Annotated in this window: 13 protein-coding genes and 1 tRNA gene; 10 read left to right on the top strand and 4 right to left on the bottom strand. The window is 67.2% G+C overall.

The genetic code is table 11. The features are described from left to right. Positions 1 to 37: 37 nt before the first annotated feature. From GWK18_RS06820 to GWK18_RS06835, 4 genes are all read left to right on the top strand, one after another. On the top strand, positions 38 to 1,561 hold the full coding sequence (locus GWK18_RS06820; RefSeq protein WP_348535869.1) for a S8 family serine peptidase: 1,524 nt from the start codon (positions 38 to 40) through the stop codon (positions 1,559 to 1,561). A gap of 126 nt (positions 1,562 to 1,687) precedes the next feature. Then, on the top strand, positions 1,688 to 3,073 hold the full coding sequence (locus GWK18_RS06825; RefSeq protein WP_166834113.1) for an FAD-dependent oxidoreductase: 1,386 nt from the start codon (positions 1,688 to 1,690) through the stop codon (positions 3,071 to 3,073). A gap of 51 nt (positions 3,074 to 3,124) precedes the next feature. Further along, positions 3,125 to 3,198 (top strand) — tRNA-Leu (locus GWK18_RS06830). Between the two features lie 141 nt (positions 3,199 to 3,339). After that, complete coding sequence (locus tag GWK18_RS06835; protein ID WP_166834115.1) at positions 3,340 to 3,999, top strand: HAD family hydrolase; 660 nt, start codon at positions 3,340 to 3,342, stop codon at positions 3,997 to 3,999. A 17-nt stretch (positions 4,000 to 4,016) separates the two neighbouring features. Here the strand turns inward: GWK18_RS06835 and GWK18_RS06840 are convergent, their stop codons facing one another. Next, positions 4,017 to 4,814 carry an SDR family oxidoreductase gene (locus tag GWK18_RS06840; protein WP_166834117.1) on the bottom strand — a complete coding sequence of 266 codons (798 nt, stop codon included), beginning with the start codon at positions 4,812 to 4,814 and terminating at the stop codon, positions 4,017 to 4,019. A 62-nt stretch (positions 4,815 to 4,876) separates the two neighbouring features. Here GWK18_RS06840 and GWK18_RS06845 point away from each other — a divergent pair, with 62 nt between their 5' ends. The 3 genes from GWK18_RS06845 to GWK18_RS06855 are packed head-to-tail and all read left to right on the top strand — an operon-like array spanning position 4,877 to position 7,029. Further along, entirely contained in the window at positions 4,877 to 5,641 is a 765-nt protein-coding gene (locus GWK18_RS06845; RefSeq protein ID WP_245192981.1) for an ABC transporter ATP-binding protein, read from the top strand. Then, entirely contained in the window at positions 5,638 to 6,393 is a 756-nt protein-coding gene (locus tag GWK18_RS06850; RefSeq protein ID WP_166834119.1) for an ABC transporter permease, read from the top strand. The genes GWK18_RS06845 and GWK18_RS06850 overlap by 4 nt, the downstream gene beginning before the upstream one ends. A gap of 48 nt (positions 6,394 to 6,441) precedes the next feature. After that, positions 6,442 to 7,029 carry a TetR family transcriptional regulator gene (locus GWK18_RS06855; protein WP_166834121.1) on the top strand — a complete coding sequence of 196 codons (588 nt, stop codon included), beginning with the start codon at positions 6,442 to 6,444 and terminating at the stop codon, positions 7,027 to 7,029. 15 nt (positions 7,030 to 7,044) lie between these two features. Here GWK18_RS06855 and GWK18_RS06860 read toward each other — a convergent pair whose 3' ends face one another. Beyond that, positions 7,045 to 7,398, bottom strand: coding sequence for a metal-sensitive transcriptional regulator (locus GWK18_RS06860; protein WP_166834123.1), 354 nt, complete (start codon positions 7,396 to 7,398; stop codon positions 7,045 to 7,047). Next, the gene (locus tag GWK18_RS06865) at positions 7,395 to 9,827 is read right to left on the bottom strand and encodes a heavy metal translocating P-type ATPase (protein WP_166834125.1); all 2,433 of its coding nucleotides are present in this window, start codon (positions 9,825 to 9,827) and stop codon (positions 7,395 to 7,397) included. The genes GWK18_RS06860 and GWK18_RS06865 overlap by 4 nt, the downstream gene beginning before the upstream one ends. Positions 9,828 to 10,058: 231 nt before the next feature. Here GWK18_RS06865 and GWK18_RS06870 point away from each other — a divergent pair, with 231 nt between their 5' ends. After that, complete coding sequence (locus GWK18_RS06870) at positions 10,059 to 10,904, top strand: Bax inhibitor-1/YccA family protein (RefSeq protein WP_123826382.1); 846 nt, start codon at positions 10,059 to 10,061, stop codon at positions 10,902 to 10,904. A gap of 125 nt (positions 10,905 to 11,029) precedes the next feature. On the opposite strand, the gene GWK18_RS06880 is transcribed toward GWK18_RS06870, so the two are convergent. Continuing rightward, complete coding sequence (locus GWK18_RS06880; RefSeq protein WP_123826384.1) at positions 11,030 to 11,632, bottom strand: hypothetical protein; 603 nt, start codon at positions 11,630 to 11,632, stop codon at positions 11,030 to 11,032. A gap of 84 nt (positions 11,633 to 11,716) precedes the next feature. On the opposite strand from GWK18_RS06880, the gene GWK18_RS06885 reads away from it, so the two are divergent. After that, a complete protein-coding gene (locus GWK18_RS06885) occupies positions 11,717 to 13,372 on the top strand; it encodes an AI-2E family transporter (protein WP_123826386.1) in 1,656 nt (551 codons plus the stop codon). Continuing rightward, positions 13,372 to 14,673, top strand: a complete 1,302-nt coding sequence (ilvA, locus tag GWK18_RS06890) for a threonine ammonia-lyase (RefSeq protein WP_166834127.1) — start codon at positions 13,372 to 13,374, stop codon at positions 14,671 to 14,673. The genes GWK18_RS06885 and ilvA overlap by 1 nt, the downstream gene beginning before the upstream one ends. Positions 14,674 to 14,749 lie beyond the last annotated feature (76 nt).

Genomic DNA, 14,749 nt, shown 5'->3' on the forward strand with positions numbered 1-14,749 from the left:
TCCGCGACGCCGTTCCCGCCACCGAACCGGAGGCTTCGTGCCGAGCAACGCCCCTGAGACATCCGGAACCACCCGCCGAACCTCCAACCACCAGGCCCCCGGTGCCGCGGCGAACCGACGCAGCGCACGGCGCGTCCTGCTCCGAGGGGTCGGCGTGGGCACGGTGGGAGTGCTCCTCGCCGGGGCGGCAACTGTCGCCGTCGTCGCCGACGGGGAATCGGCCAACACCTGGCAGACGCCCGCCGCAGCGACGACGGTGGACCCCCAGGTGACCCCGTCTCCCGACGGCCCGGCGCCGTCGGTCCCGGTCACCGACCCCACGGACGTCCCCAGCATCGACGCCAAGATGCCGATGACGGCGGCCGAGGCGCGCAAGGGGGAGTACTGGCTGGACGAGTACGGGGTCCGCGACGCCTGGAAGGAAGCCACGGGCGAAGGCGTCAAGATCGCGGTGATCGACACGGGCGTCGACGGCAGCCACCCTGACCTCCAGGGAGCGGTGGGGCCCGGCACGGACGTGTCCGGAGCGGGTTCCTCCGACGGTCAGGAGGGCTTGGGCGCGGAACCGCCCCACGGCACCATGGTTTCCTCCGTGGCTGCCGGGCGTGGTCACGGTGCGGCGTCCGACGGCGAACCCGGCGGCGGGACGGGCGTGATCGGCGTGGCCCCGGAGGCCGAGATCCTCCCGGTCTCCACGTGGCTGGGAACGGAGAAAGCCGGTGTGCGCTCGACTGACGAGCAGATCCCCGATGCCGTCCGGTGGGCCGTGGACAACGGTGCGGACGTCATCAACATGTCCGTGGGTTCCCCGCAGCAGACCTGGCCCGAGTCCTGGGACTCCGCCTTCGAGTACGCGGAGGAGAAGGACGTGCTCATCATCGCCGCGGCGGGCAACCGCGGCAACGGCATCACTCAGGTGGGGGCGCCCGCCACGATCCCCAGCGTCCTGACGGTCGGTGGCGTGGACCGTAACGGTGAAGCCGGGTGGGAGTCCTCGTCACAGGGCATCTCGATCTCCGTGGCGGCGCCCAGCGAGGACCTGGTGGGCGCCGTGCCCGGCAATTCCTACCAGGACTGGACGGGAACCTCCGCGGCAGCCCCCATCGTCTCCGGCACCGCCGCGTTGATCATGGACAAGTACCCGGACCTGTCGGCCCAAGAGGTGGCGCACAGGATCACCGCCTCGGCAGAGGACGCCGGTGCCACCGGGCGGGACCCGCTGTACGGGTACGGGATCCTGGACGTCCAGGCCGCGGTCTCAGGTGACGTGCCGCCCATGGAAGGCAACGGACCCTTGGGCTCGATGGCCGAGTGGGTCGAGGTCCACCGGCGCCACGAGTCCAAGGAAACCCCTACCGCCACCGGTAGTGCCCAGCCGTTGACGGACCAGGTCACCACCGAGGCCAAGCCACCGGAACCCGTTGAACCGTCGAACTCCACGGGTGCCCTGCCGGTGTTCATCTTGGCGGGCTTCGGCCTGCTGGTTGCGGGTGTCACGGGCGCGGCAGCCTGGCACATCCGGTGGCTGCTGCGCGGCGGCAAGAAGTCCGGACGCAACTGACCGGAGAACCTGCCTTCTCGTTGCGTCGGATGTGACTGGAAACACCGGGTCAAATAAGGCGTGAATGGGGTCTAGTTGTTCCGACGGGCGCGGTCTGGACTCGGGTCAGCGTTTAGACTCGGGACCATGGTTGACACTTTTTTGGCAAAGGACCGTAACCGGATCCTGATCGTCGGCGGTGGCTACGTTGGCTTCACCGTCGCCCAGCAACTTCAGAAGCGCATCAAGGCTTCCGGTGGTGTCGTGACGGTGGTTGATCCCAACCCGTACATGATGTACCTACCCTTCCTCCCCGAGGTGGCCGCGGGCAGCATCGAGGCACGCTCCGCCGTGGTCTCCCACCAGGAATACCTCAGCGACTGTGAACTGGTCTCCGGTCGCGTGACCGGCATCAACCACGCCGAACGCGTGGCGACTGTGCAGACCATCGCCGACGGGCCCGTCATCGAAATCCCCTACGACGAGATCGTCGTCGCAGGCGGTTCCGTGACCCGCGCGTTCCCCATCAAGGGCCTGGGTGAGTCCGCGATCGGCATGAAGTCGATCGAGGAAGCCGTGGCCGTGCGCAACTGGGTGCTCGAGCGCATCGGCATCGCCTCCCAGTCCATGGACGAGGACGTTCGTCGTCGTGCCCTCACCTTCGCCGTCGTGGGCGGCGGATTCGCCGGGATCGAAACCATCGCGGAGCTCGAGGACCTCGCCCGGGACACCGTGGAGCGCGACCCGCGCCTCAAGGTCTCGGACCTGCGCTTCGTGCTGATCGAGGCCGCTGGACGCATCATGCCCGAGGTTTCCAAGGAGCGTGCCGAGAAGGTCGTGGCGCACCTGCGTTCACGCGGTATCGAGGTTCTGCTCAACACGTCGCTGGACTCGGCCGAGGACAACCACCTCAAGCTCATTAACATGCAGGACAAGTCGCCCGCCGGTGAGATGGACGTGGACACCCTCATCTGGACCGCAGGCGTTGCCGCCAACCCGCTGTCCAAGAACTCGGACTTCCCGCTCGACGAGCGCGGCCGCATCCGCGCCGGGGCGGACCTGCGCATCACCGGCGACGACGGCCCCATCCAGGGTGCCTGGACGGCCGGCGACACCGCAGCAGTCCCGGATCTCTCCGGTGGCGGCGTCGGTGGCTTCTGCGTGCCGAACGCCCAGCACGCCGTGCGCCAGTCCAAGGTCCTGGCCAAGAACATCCTGGCCGCCCGTGAGGGCCGCGAACTCGAGGACTACTACCACGAGAACATCGGCGCGGTCGCCGGGTTCGGTCTCAACAAGGGCGTGGCCAACCTCAAGGGCGTGGAGTTCCAGGGCTTCCCGGCCTGGGCCATGCACCGCCTGTACCACGGCTACGCCATCCCGACTCTCGAGCACAAGGTTCGCGTGTTCACGGAGTGGGGCCTCAACATGATCTTCGGGCGCAACACCGCCCCGATCCGTCACGTGCGTGACCCCCGCCTGAACTTCCAGACCGCCACCGGTCAGGAAGTCGTGCGCACCAAGATCAGGCTCTGAGCTGATCGAAAGGTAGCCCCTCACCGCGTTCGCGGGGAGGGGCTACCCTGTGCCCCCATAGCCCAATTGGCAGAGGCAGCGGACTTAAAATCCGCGCAGTGTGGGTTCGAGTCCCACTGGGGGCACTCTAGGGTCGGGATCCAGTACTTGAATCGGTACTCGGAATGCCCGACCACGATCGCAAACTACGGTCGATCCATCGGCGATGTAGAAGGTGCAAGAGCCGAGAGCGTTGCCGCGAGTCCATCCACGCGTACCGTGGGGTCATGCGCTTTGAAGTGGACGCCATCCTGTTCGACATCGACGGCACACTGGTCGATTCCACATCGGCCGTCACCCGGTCCTGGACCAAACTGGCCGACCGCCACGGCATGGACCCGGAGCGGATTCTGCGTGTGTGTCATGGTCGCCGGTCGCGCGACACGATCGAGGACCTGTTCCCGCCGGAGTCCCATGACGACGCCGAACGTGAACTCCATGCGCTGGAACTCGCCGATCTGAGCGAGGTCATCGCGCTGCCGGGGGCAGCTGCGCTGCTCACGCGGCTTCCGGCGCAGCGGTGGGCCGCCGTCACATCCGGTGACCGGGAGTTGATGACAGCTCGCCTGTCGGCCGGGAAGATGCCGGTGCCCGAGGTCATGATCACCTCGGAGGACGTCACCGTGGGCAAGCCGGATCCGCAAGGGTACCGAATGGCTGCCGAGCGCTTGGGCTTCGATCCCGCCCGGTGTCTGGTCGTGGAGGACGCGCCGGCCGGGCTACAGGCCGGTTCGGCTGCCGGCGCGCACGTGCTGGCCGTGGCGACCTCGCACAACGCGGCTCAAGTCGCCCCCTACGCTCACTCGGTGGTGGGCGACCTGAGCGAGTTTTCCGTCACGGTCGACGACGACGGAGGGCTGGTCGTGGAGTCGCAGTCCGGGGCATGAGGTCGTGATCCGGGCACTCAGCGCGTGAACCCGCCCTCTGAATTGATTACTTGACCGGTGATCCAGGAAGCTTCGTCCGTGAGCAGCCACGTGATCAAGCGAGCAGGATCATCAGGTTCGCCGAAACGGCCGAACGGAAACATGTGCTTCATGGACTCCCAGGCCTCGGGCCCCAGGTACCCCGTGTCAACCGGACCCGGGTTCACGGTGTTGACCCGGATGCCGTCCGGGGCGAGTTCGTCCGCCAACGTGGCGGTGATCCCTGCCAAGGCCGCTTTCGCCGTGGCATAGGCGACTTCGCCACGCATGGGTCCCTGGTTCTGGCCGGAGGTCATGAGGACGATCGTTCCGGAGAGCATTTGGGCAGCAAAGGATTGCGCCAACAGCAGTGACGCTCGCGTGTTGACGTTCCAATGGTGATCGAGATCCGCCGCCGTGATCTCTCGGAGGTGGCCGTCCGATCCACTCACCGCGTGATTGCACACCAAGGCGTCCACCCGTCCGAACTCCTGCACAGCAGCGTCCATGACCTGCTTCGCAGCCGCGGGATCGGAGAGGTCGGCATGGATGTCCGCCACCCTGGCCCCGTCGATCAGGTGTTCCCGTACACCCGCCAGGACGGCGTCGACGTCGTCGTCACCCCACGGTTGCTGAGCGTCGTGCGGTGAATAGTGGTGGCAGAACACATTGGCTCCGTAGGCAGCTGCCCGACATGCCGTTGCGTACCCGATGCCGGACCGCCGACTGACTCCCGTGATGAGGACGGAACGCCCCCGCAGGGGGAGGGGGTCGCGTTCGAGGGTCGGTGGCGTCATGTTTCCATCTTGCCCGGTCGAACACGATTGCTCTCGGACCGACCCCGACGTAAAGTCATCACATGATGACATCATCGAATGATGACAAAACTGGAGCGCGCTCGGACGGTGGGCCGGCCGCGGTCAACGTACGGTCGCTGACCGTCCGGAAGGGCAAGAAAGAGGTCCTCCACGGGATCGACCTGAAGCTCCGCACCGGCAGCATCACCGGCCTGTTCGGCCCTTCGGGGTGCGGAAAGACCACGCTCATGCGCTCGATCGTCGGAGTGCAGAAGATCCACAGCGGCACGATCACCGTGCTCGGGGCGCAGCCGGGTGCCAAGGCGCTGCGCTCGGAGGTGGGATACGTGACGCAGGCCGCCGCCGTGTACCGCGACCTCACGTTGGAGCAGAACGTTCGCTACTTCGCCCGGCTGTACGGCGCGGGGGCGGAGCGTGTCAGAGAAACCATCGAGGCCGCCGGCCTGACCGAGCAGACGGAGCAGAAGGTGCAGTCCATGTCGGGTGGCCAGGCCTCCCGCGCGTCCCTCGCCTGCGCCCTGGTGGCCGACCCCAAATTCCTTGTGCTCGACGAACCCACGGTGGGCTTGGATCCCGTCACCCGCGAGGAACTGTGGGGCCATTTCCGCGGGGTGGCCGAGCGCGGAACCACCATCCTGGTGTCCAGCCACGTCATGGACGAAGCGGGGCACTGCGACCGTCTGGTGCTCATGCGCCACGGCGTGATCCTCCAGGACACCGATCCCGCGGAGCTCCTGGAGGCAACGGGTACTTCGACCTACGATCAGGCGTTCCTGTCGGTCATCACGGAAGGGGTGGCGGCATGAACCCGCGGACCTTCGGGGCCAGTGCCCTGAGAATCATTCAGCAACTCACCACCGACCGGCGCACTCTGGGACTCATCCTGGCCGTCCCGTTGGTCCTGGTGACGTTGCTGTACTACGTCTACCGGGACGTGCCGGTGCCGCCCGGCGGGCAGGACCCGTTCCCCCGGATCGCCCTGATCATGCTGGGAATCCTGCCCATGCTGGTCATGTTCGCGGTGACGTCCGTGGCCATGTTGCGGGAGCGAACCTCCGGGACCCTGGAGCGTCTGTGGACCACGCCGCTGCACCGGGCCGACCTGGTGGGTGGATACGCCCTGGCCTTCGCCGGTATGGCGGTGTTGCAGTCGCTGCTGCTCAGTGCCGTGACGTACTGGTTCCTGGGGGTCACCACCGAGGGGTCCGCCGGGTGGGTGGTGCTGGTCGCGGCGCTGTCCTCGACGGTCGGCATTGCCTTCGGGCTGCTGGCCAGTGCCTTCGCCCGCACCGAGTTCCAGGCCGTCCAGTTCATGCCCGTGTTCATCTCTCCGCAGATCTTCCTGTGCGGACTCCTGGTGGACACAGACCTCATGCCGGAGGCCTTGCAGTGGCTGTCGGACTTCATGCCCATGACCTATGCGGTGGACGCCCTCATGCAGATTCGGGACAGTGCGAGCATGGGATCGGACTTCACCGGCGACGCGCTGATGCTGGCCGCCATGGCCCTTGGTGCCCTGCTGCTCGCCGCACTGACCATGCCGCGCAGCACCCGATGACGGTGCAGGCCACGGCGAGACCTTCGGAGCACGTGTGAGAGGACAAGCGTGAAGGGACAACGGACCCAACAACGGATCCTGACCGCCGCTCGATCGGCTTTCGCCGAGCGCGGTTACGACGGCGTCTCCGTACGTTCCGTCGCCACCGCGGCGGGGGTGGACCAAGCCCTCGTGCACCGTTACTTCGGCACCAAACAGGAGCTGTTCTTGGCGGCCACGGAGGTTCCCCGCCACATGGGTGAAGTCGTTCAGGGCGCGATGCAGAAGCCGGACGAGGAGCTGGGTGCCGCCCTGGTGGAGGCGGCGCTGCGCGCCTGGGACTCCGAGGTGTCTGCGGCCTTGATCTCGACCGCCCGCACGGTCCTGGCCTCTGCGGAAGCCGCCCCTGTGGTGCGTGACGTGGTCCTCGGAACGATCCTGCGGGACCTGCCGACCAGGATCGGCGCCCGGTACGGGGAAGGGGAGAAGCGGGTGAGCCTGGTGGCCACGCAGATGGTGGGCCTGCTCGTGGCGCGGAAGCTCGTCGGCCTGGAACCCGTGGCCTCCATGTCCGTGGAGGAGCTCGCGGCGTTGATCGGCCCCACTGTTCAGCGCTATCTCACGGGCGACCTCGAAGGCATCCAGCCCGAGGCGTGAACCGGGGCAGACGCGTCAGGACTTGACCAACCGCTTGATGGCAGCGGTGGCCTCCGCGATCTTCTCCTTCGCCTCCGCGTCCCCGGTGCGTGCCGCCTCCACCACGCAGTGTTCGAGGTGGTCCTCCAGCAGGCCCAGGGCCACGTTCTCCATGGCGCCGGTCAGTGCCGAAATCTGGGTCAGGACGTCGATGCAGTACTTGTCCTCGTCGATCATCCGGTGGATCCCGCGGACCTGTCCCTCGATGCGCTTGAGCCGCGCGAGGTAGCGGGCCTTGTCCTCCAGGTAACCCCGGTGCGGATGCGGAGTGTCAGGGGCATCGGCCGAGGGCGCTTCGTCGATGTCGAGCGGTTCCGAGGGCGTGGTCATCGTGGTGCTCCTGTGGTTCGTGGTGCCGCAGTCGTCGGGGCTTCGGCTTCCGTAGGCGTCTTCTCGAGTGGCGCGTCTTCCGGTGTTCGGGCGGTGCTCCGCGGATTCGCGGCCTTGAAGGAGCGCAGCCGCAGACTGTTGGAGACCACGAAGACGCTCGAGAATGCCATGGCCGCGCCGGCCAGCATGGGATTGAGCAGGCCGAACGCCGCCAGCGGAATCATCGCCACGTTGTAGGCGAAGGCCCAGAAGAGGTTGCCCTTGATGGTACGCAGCGTGCGTCGGGACAACCGGATCGCGTCGGCGGCCGTCCGCAGGTCACCGCGGACCAGGGTGATGTCCGCCGCCTGGATGGCCGCGTCCGTGCCGGTGCCCATCGCCAGGCCCAGATCGGCCTGTGCCAATGCCGGAGCGTCGTTGACGCCGTCGCCGACCATGGCCACCACACGGCCCTCCGCTTGCAGGCGTTGGACCGATTCCACCTTGTCGGCGGGAAGGACATCGGCGACCACGCGATCGATTCCCACCTGCGCCGCAACCTGCTCGGCAACGGCGCGGTTGTCACCCGTGAGCAGCACGGGCTCCAGCCCCAGCGCCTTGAACTGGGCCACGGCTTCGGCACTGGTCGGCTTGAGTTCGTCGGCGACCACCAGGACCCCACGGGCCACTCCATCCCAGGCGACGACGACGGCTGTACTGCCCGCCGACTGAGCCTGGTGGACGGCTTCACTCAGCCGCGCGGGAAGCGTAAGGCCGCGGTCGATCAGCAGCTGGGGTCGGCCGACGATCACCTCGTGGTCCTCAACGGTGCCTTCCACGCCCAGACCCTCGACGTTCTGGAAGGAGTCGGAGGTGGGGAGGGCACCGATCTCTGCGGCGGCACCGCGTGCCACAGCCTGCGCGATCGGGTGCTCGGAGGCGTTCTCGACGGCGCCTGCACGGCGAAGGACATCGGCGCGGGCGGTGGAGTCGTCGGTGACGACGCTCGCCAGGGTCATTTCCCCGCGGGTCACGGTCCCCGTCTTGTCCAGCACCACAGTGTCCGTGCGGCGCGTGGACTCCAGGACCTCCGGCCCCTTGATCAAAATGCCCAGCTGGGCTCCACGCCCGGTGCCGACCAGCAGCGCCGTCGGAGTGGCAAGGCCCAGGGCGCACGGGCAGGCGATGATGAGCACGGCCACCGCGGCGGTGAAAGCAGTGGCGGGGGTTGCGCCGCTCGCCAACCATGCAATCACCGTGACCAGCGCAACCAGGAACACGAGTGGCACGAACACCGCGGAAATCCGGTCCGCCAGCCGCTGTACCCGGGCCTTTCCGGACTGGGCGGCCTCGACCATGCGGGCCATCTGGGCCAGCTGCGTGTCCGAGCCCACCCGGGTGGCGCGAACGACCAGGCGGCCCCCCTTGTTCACGGTTGCGCCGGTGACGGCATCGCCCTCGGTCACTTCGACGGGAACGGATTCCCCCGTCAGCATCGATGTGTCAACGGCAGAGCGGCCCGCGACCACGGTGCCGTCCGTGGCGATCTTTTCGCCCGGGCGGACCACGAACTCGTCACCGGTGCGCAACGCGTCGGTGCTGATCCGCTCCTCGCGGCCGTCCCGCAGGACGGTGACGTCCTTGGCACCCATTTCGAGCAAGGCGCGCAATGCGGCACCCGCCTGGCGCTTCGACTTCTTCTCGAAGTAGCGCCCGGCCAGGACGAATGTGATGACCCCCGCGGCCACTTCCAGGTAGATGTTGTCCAGGCCGTCCGTGCGCGACAGCGTGAACTCGAAGGTGTGCTTCATCCCCGGGTGACCGGCGTGTCCCAGGAAGAGTGCCACCACGGACCAGATCAGCGCCGCCGCCGTGCCCACCGTGATCAGCGTGTCCATGGTTGCGGCGCCGTGGCGCAGGTTCTTGAGCGTGGCCCGGTGGAAGGGCCACCCGGCCCACACCACCACGGGGGCGGCCAGCACCAAGGAGGCGAACCCCCAGTAGTCGAACTGCAGAGCGGGGATCATCGCCAGGAGAATGACGGGTACGGAAAGGATCACGGCACCGATCAGTCGTTGGCGCAGGGCTTTGAGTTCCGTGTCCGCCCTGGTGGGCTCCGAGCCAGCAGCATTGGAGGGCCCTGCCGGGTTTGCTGCGTCCCCGGCGGCATCAGCCCTGGGCTTACTCGGGTTGTCGGTCGCCGGTGGGGGAGGCAGCTGTGCGGTGTATCCGGCCTGCTCGACCTGTTCGACGAGCGTCTGCGGATCCAGGTCCACGGGCAGGTCCACCGACGCCTTCTCCGTGGCGTAGTTGACGCTTGCCGTCACGCCGTCGAGCTTGTTGAGCTTGCGTTCGACGCGCGCCGCGCACGAGGCACAGGTCATGCCTCCAACGTCAAGGTCGATGTGGGTCAAGGCCCGTGGTGCGGTCGTGAGGTCGGGGGTGCTCATGAGACAAACCTATACCCCCTTGGGGTATAGGTTGCAAGTGGGTTCGGCGATCTGCTCGTCACCATCACCGTCACAATCTGGTGAAAACTCTGTTCGCCTCCAGATGAGGCCCGGGGGACCGGCAGGACGCGCTGGTACCGTTGGCGGGGAATTCCTGTACGCCCACCGCCCTGATCCCCTGCCGGAGCCGCGCCAGCGGACGCTCGGGACCAGACCGAAAGGACGACTTCCATGGGCAACCCGTTGCTCCGCGACTTCAGCTCGAAACACAGCGCCCCGGCTGCACCCCAATACGGTCAGGCGCCGTACGGCCAGCAGCAGTACGGTCAGGCTCCCCAGTATGGCCAGCAGCAGTACGGTCAAGCGCCGTCGGCCGAGCAGATGCAGGGCTGGTACGACAGCCCCGCAGCCTCCGGTGAGCAGACCGGCCGCATGACACTGGACGACGTCATCATGCGCACCAGCCTCACGCTGGGAACAGTGATCGTCTTCGCAGTGGTCGGTTGGATGTTCCCCGTGCTTGCCTTCCCGGCCGCACTGGTCGGTCTGGTTCTCGGACTGGTCAACTCGTTCAAGCGTGAGCCTTCCGTTCCCCTGATCATGCTCTACGCCGTGGCCGAAGGCCTGTTCGTGGGCGGCATCTCCGGGATCTTCCAGAACGTCTATCCCGGCATCGTGCTGCAGGCCGTGATCGGGACCATCGGCGTCTTCGTCGCCGTCTTGGCGCTCTACCGCATGCGCATCCTGCGCACCAGTCCGCGCCTGACCAAGATCGTGATCGTGGCGATGATCGGCTACCTGGTCTTCGCCCTGGCCAACTTCGGCCTGTCCATGTTCGCCGGCTTCAACGTCCGTTCGGACATCGAGATCTTCGGCATCCCGCTGGGCGTCTTCATCGGTGGCATCGCCATCCTGCTGGCGGCCTACTCCCTGGTCATGGACTTCGAATCCATCGAGCGCGGTATCGGCCGGGTGGCACGCAAGTACGCCTGGTCCGCAGCCTTCGGTCTGACCGTGACCCTCATCTGGCTCTACGTCGAGATCCTGCGGATTCTCTCCCTGCTGCAGCAGGACTGAACCTCAGCGGCAACCACGCGGCGAGGGGGGGGGGGGGGGGGGGCGGGGGGGCCGCGGGGGCGGGGGGGGGCGGGGGGGGGGGGGCGGGGGCCCGGGGAGGTGGGCCGCCGTCGTCGCGTGTCGGGTCAGCGCAGTTCCAAAGGCGCCCGTGACGGCGGCAGCGTGGCCGCGTGGTCACCGGCGAACTCAGGCGCTGGGCGGCCGACGAACAGCCAACCGAGGACTTCCTCCTCCGACTTCAGCCTGTAGAACCGGGCCAGGAGTTCTGCGTCCGGGCTCTTGCGCGGTGACCACTGGGTTGCCCAGCCACTGGCGTAAAAGGCCGCCTCCAGCACCACGCGGGCACCGAGGGCCTCTCCGCGTTGGAGGCGCCTGGGCAGCCCGGACCCGCGTCGCGGCCGAAAAATCAGGGCCAGAGCCAGCCCCCCGTTTGAAGCGAAGGCCAGCGACCCACGGAAAGCCGCGACTCGCCGCATCTGCTTGCCCTTGAGTCGCGGCGTCGTCTCCTTGAGATCCGGCAGGTTCTTGAACCCGGACAGAGCCGCCGCGAGCTGTGGTGCATCCTCTCGCCGGGTGCCGATGAGCCGCCAGGCGGGGCGGGTGCCTGGCACGGCGGGTCCCACGGCCGCGGAGACGATCCGTTCCAGCTCGGCGCGCTCCGGAGCCTCGGCCGTAATGGCCTGGGCCGGACGGCGCTGGGCGAGGACACGCAAGAACTGGAGGGACATACCTCCATCATGGCATCTCACGGACTGCCGTGACGGTGTTCACCATGTCGTTCAACGGACTGAATCAATGCGAACATGGTGGTCATGTCGTCCACGAACTCCAGAACCGACCCCGGACAGAAACTTGCGCGGATCCATGAGCCGGAGCTCCCGGGTGCCACGGGCCCGGACGGGTCGGCGGTCTCTGTACCCGTGCGGGTCGCTGCAGCCTGGTCCTGGCGCCTCATCCTGATCGTTGCGGCCGTCATGGGTGCCGGTTGGTTGCTGAAGCACGTGAGCAACGTGCTTATCCCCGTGCTCCTAGCCGCACTGCTGGCCGGGCTCCTCTCACCAGCGGTCAAATGGCTGCGTGGCAAGCACTTTCCGTCCTTCTTGGCGGCCGCGACCGTGGAGATCGGGCTGATCGTTGTCGTACTGGGTCTGTTGGCTCTGGCGGGGCAGCAGATCATCTTTGGATTCAGTCAGTTGAGCGACTCCGCCATGCGGGGCATCAACACGTTGCTCGGGATGATCGAGGACCTGCCCTTCAACATCTCCACCGAAACACTCAACGAATGGGTGGACAAGGGCACCAGCGCGATTCAGAACAACTCCTCGACCATTGTGTCCGGAGCGATCTCCTTCGGGTCCACCGCCGGAAACATCGTCACCGGCATGTTGATCATGCTGTTCACGTTGCTGTTCTTCCTGGCCGACGGGGAAAAAATCTGGCTGTTCATGGTCAAGCTCTTCCCGCGCCCTTCCCGCCCGGCGGTCAACGGCGCTGGCCGCCGCGGGTGGCTGTCCCTGGTCCAGTACGTTCGCATCCAGGGTTTCGTGGCATTCATCGATGCCGTTGGTATCGGGTTGGGCGCCTTCCTCCTGGGGGTGCCGCTCGCGGTTCCGCTGGGCATTCTGGTTTTCCTGGGCTCGTTCATTCCCCTGGTGGGTGCCATCCTGACCGGGATCATCGCGGTGTTGGTCGCCCTGGTGGCCAACGGGCCGTGGATCGCCCTGGGCATGCTTGGAGTCGTGATCCTGGTCCAGCAGCTGGAGTCCAACGTCCTGCAGCCGTTGATCATGGGTAAGGCCGTGTCCCTACACCCCCTGGCCGTGTTCCTTGCCGTGGCCAGTGGCTCCGTGGTCGCGGGCATCCTGGGTGCGTTGTTCTCCGTGCCCCTGTTGGCCGTGCTGAACTCGGTGATTCGCTACCTCTCCGGCCAGGGCTGGCGCAATGATCCCGAGATCGCGTGGCAGCCGTACTACTTCCCGTGGGAGATCCGGAAGATGGCCAAGAAGGAGGAACTGACCAGGGAGCAGGTCCTCCAGCAGTTCCGCCGCTTCTCCCGGTCACGTCACAATGAGGACGCCGGCAAGCAGAACAAGGATGCCGAGAAGGCAGCCGCGGCCCACGAGAAGGAACTGGCGGTCGCGGCCGCTGAAAAGGTCCAGGCCGCGGAGGCCCGCCGGGATGCCCGCTCGAGTGCCGGCGCCGTCGTGGATTCCGACGACGACGCCCGTGCCGTCCCTACTCGTTCGGCCACCGCCGTGGAGACTTCCGAAGCCTCTCGCATGCCGCACGGCCTGGGGCGCGACGTCGGGCGTGAGACGCCGGAACGCGTGATTGGAAGTCCCGGTCACGACCCCGAGGAGTTCCCCCAGAACAAGGGGATGGATTCCGACCCCGAGGCCCATCCCGGTGCCCGTCGGGAATCTGACCTTGAAGACCCCGACACCCAGAACGATCCGGGACGTGCCTGATGCTTGACAACGACGTGGCGGACCCAGCGGTCACGGAGCCCAGGCGGGGCGCTCCGAACCTGGCCGATCTCCCGGTCGCGCTTGAAGACGTCGAGCACGCTGCCTCCCTGCTGGAAGGGGTCATCGAACGAACCCCCGTGGCCCATTCCCGCGCGCTGTCCCGGATGCTCGGATCGGAGGTCTGGGTCAAGGCCGAGAACCTGCAGCGCAGTGGCTCGTTCAAGGTGCGTGGTGCGTACAACCGCATGGCCCAGCTGACTGACGAGGAGAAGGCCCGCGGCGTCGTGGCTGCGTCCGCCGGCAACCACGCCCAGGGTGTTGCCCTGGCGGCCCGTCGGCTGGGGATCCAGGCGACGATCTACATGCCGTTGGGTGCGGCGCTGCCCAAGGTGGCCGCGACCCAGGACCACGGTGCTGAGGTGGTCCTCCACGGGTCCAAGGTGGACGAGGCGCTCGCGGAGGCGCGTCGGGTGGCCGAGGAGACCGGCAAGGTCTTCGTGCATCCCTTCGACCACCCGGACATCATCGCCGGCCAAGGCACGCTGGGTCTGGAGATCCTGGACCAGGTCCCGAACGTGGACACCGTCCTCACGGGCGTCGGCGGAGGTGGGCTGTTGGCCGGTCTGGCGGTTGCCCTCAAGGCGCGTGAGGCCCAGGGTGGCCGACCGGCTCGAGTCATCGGGGTCCAGGCCGAGAACGCCGCCGCCTACCCGCCCTCCCTGGCCGGGGACGCGCTGGTCTCGCTCGAGAAGGTGTCGACCATCGCCGACGGCATCGCGGTCGGCCAGCCCGGCCAACTGCCGTTTCAGATCATCAAGGAACTGGCCGACGACGTCGTTACGGTGTCCGAGGACCGCCTGGCCGAGTCCCTCATCTTCATGCTGGAACGCAACAAGCTGGTGGTCGAGCCCGCCGGGGTCGTGGGCGTGGCGGCACTGCTCGACGGGCGTCTCAAGGAGACCTACGGGGATCTGGGGACGACGGTCGTCGTGCTCTCCGGGGGGAACGTCGACCCCATGCTCATGCTCAAGGTGATCCAGCGCGGTCTGGCCGCTGCCGGACGTTACATGACCGTCAAGATGATGCTCGTGGACCGTCCCGGCGAACTGACCCACATCTCGAGCATCATTTCGCGCCTGGACGCCAATGTCACGGGCGTGGACCACACCCGAATCGGTGGCTCGCTGGCCATGGGCGACGTGTCGATCACGATCGACATGGAAACCAAGGGACACGAACACTCACGTCAAGTGCTCGACGCGCTCGAGGCCGAGGGATACCGGCCGGTCGTCGTCCACTGACGTCTGTCTTCATCGGCGCTCAGGGTGGGGGCGCCCTCCTCGGCCTGCTTCGCTTGACGGCCCGCGGAAGGCGCCC

This window comes from Kocuria sp. JC486 (assembly GCF_011602805.1).
Taxonomy (GTDB): domain Bacteria; phylum Actinomycetota; class Actinomycetes; order Actinomycetales; family Micrococcaceae; genus Kocuria; species Kocuria soli.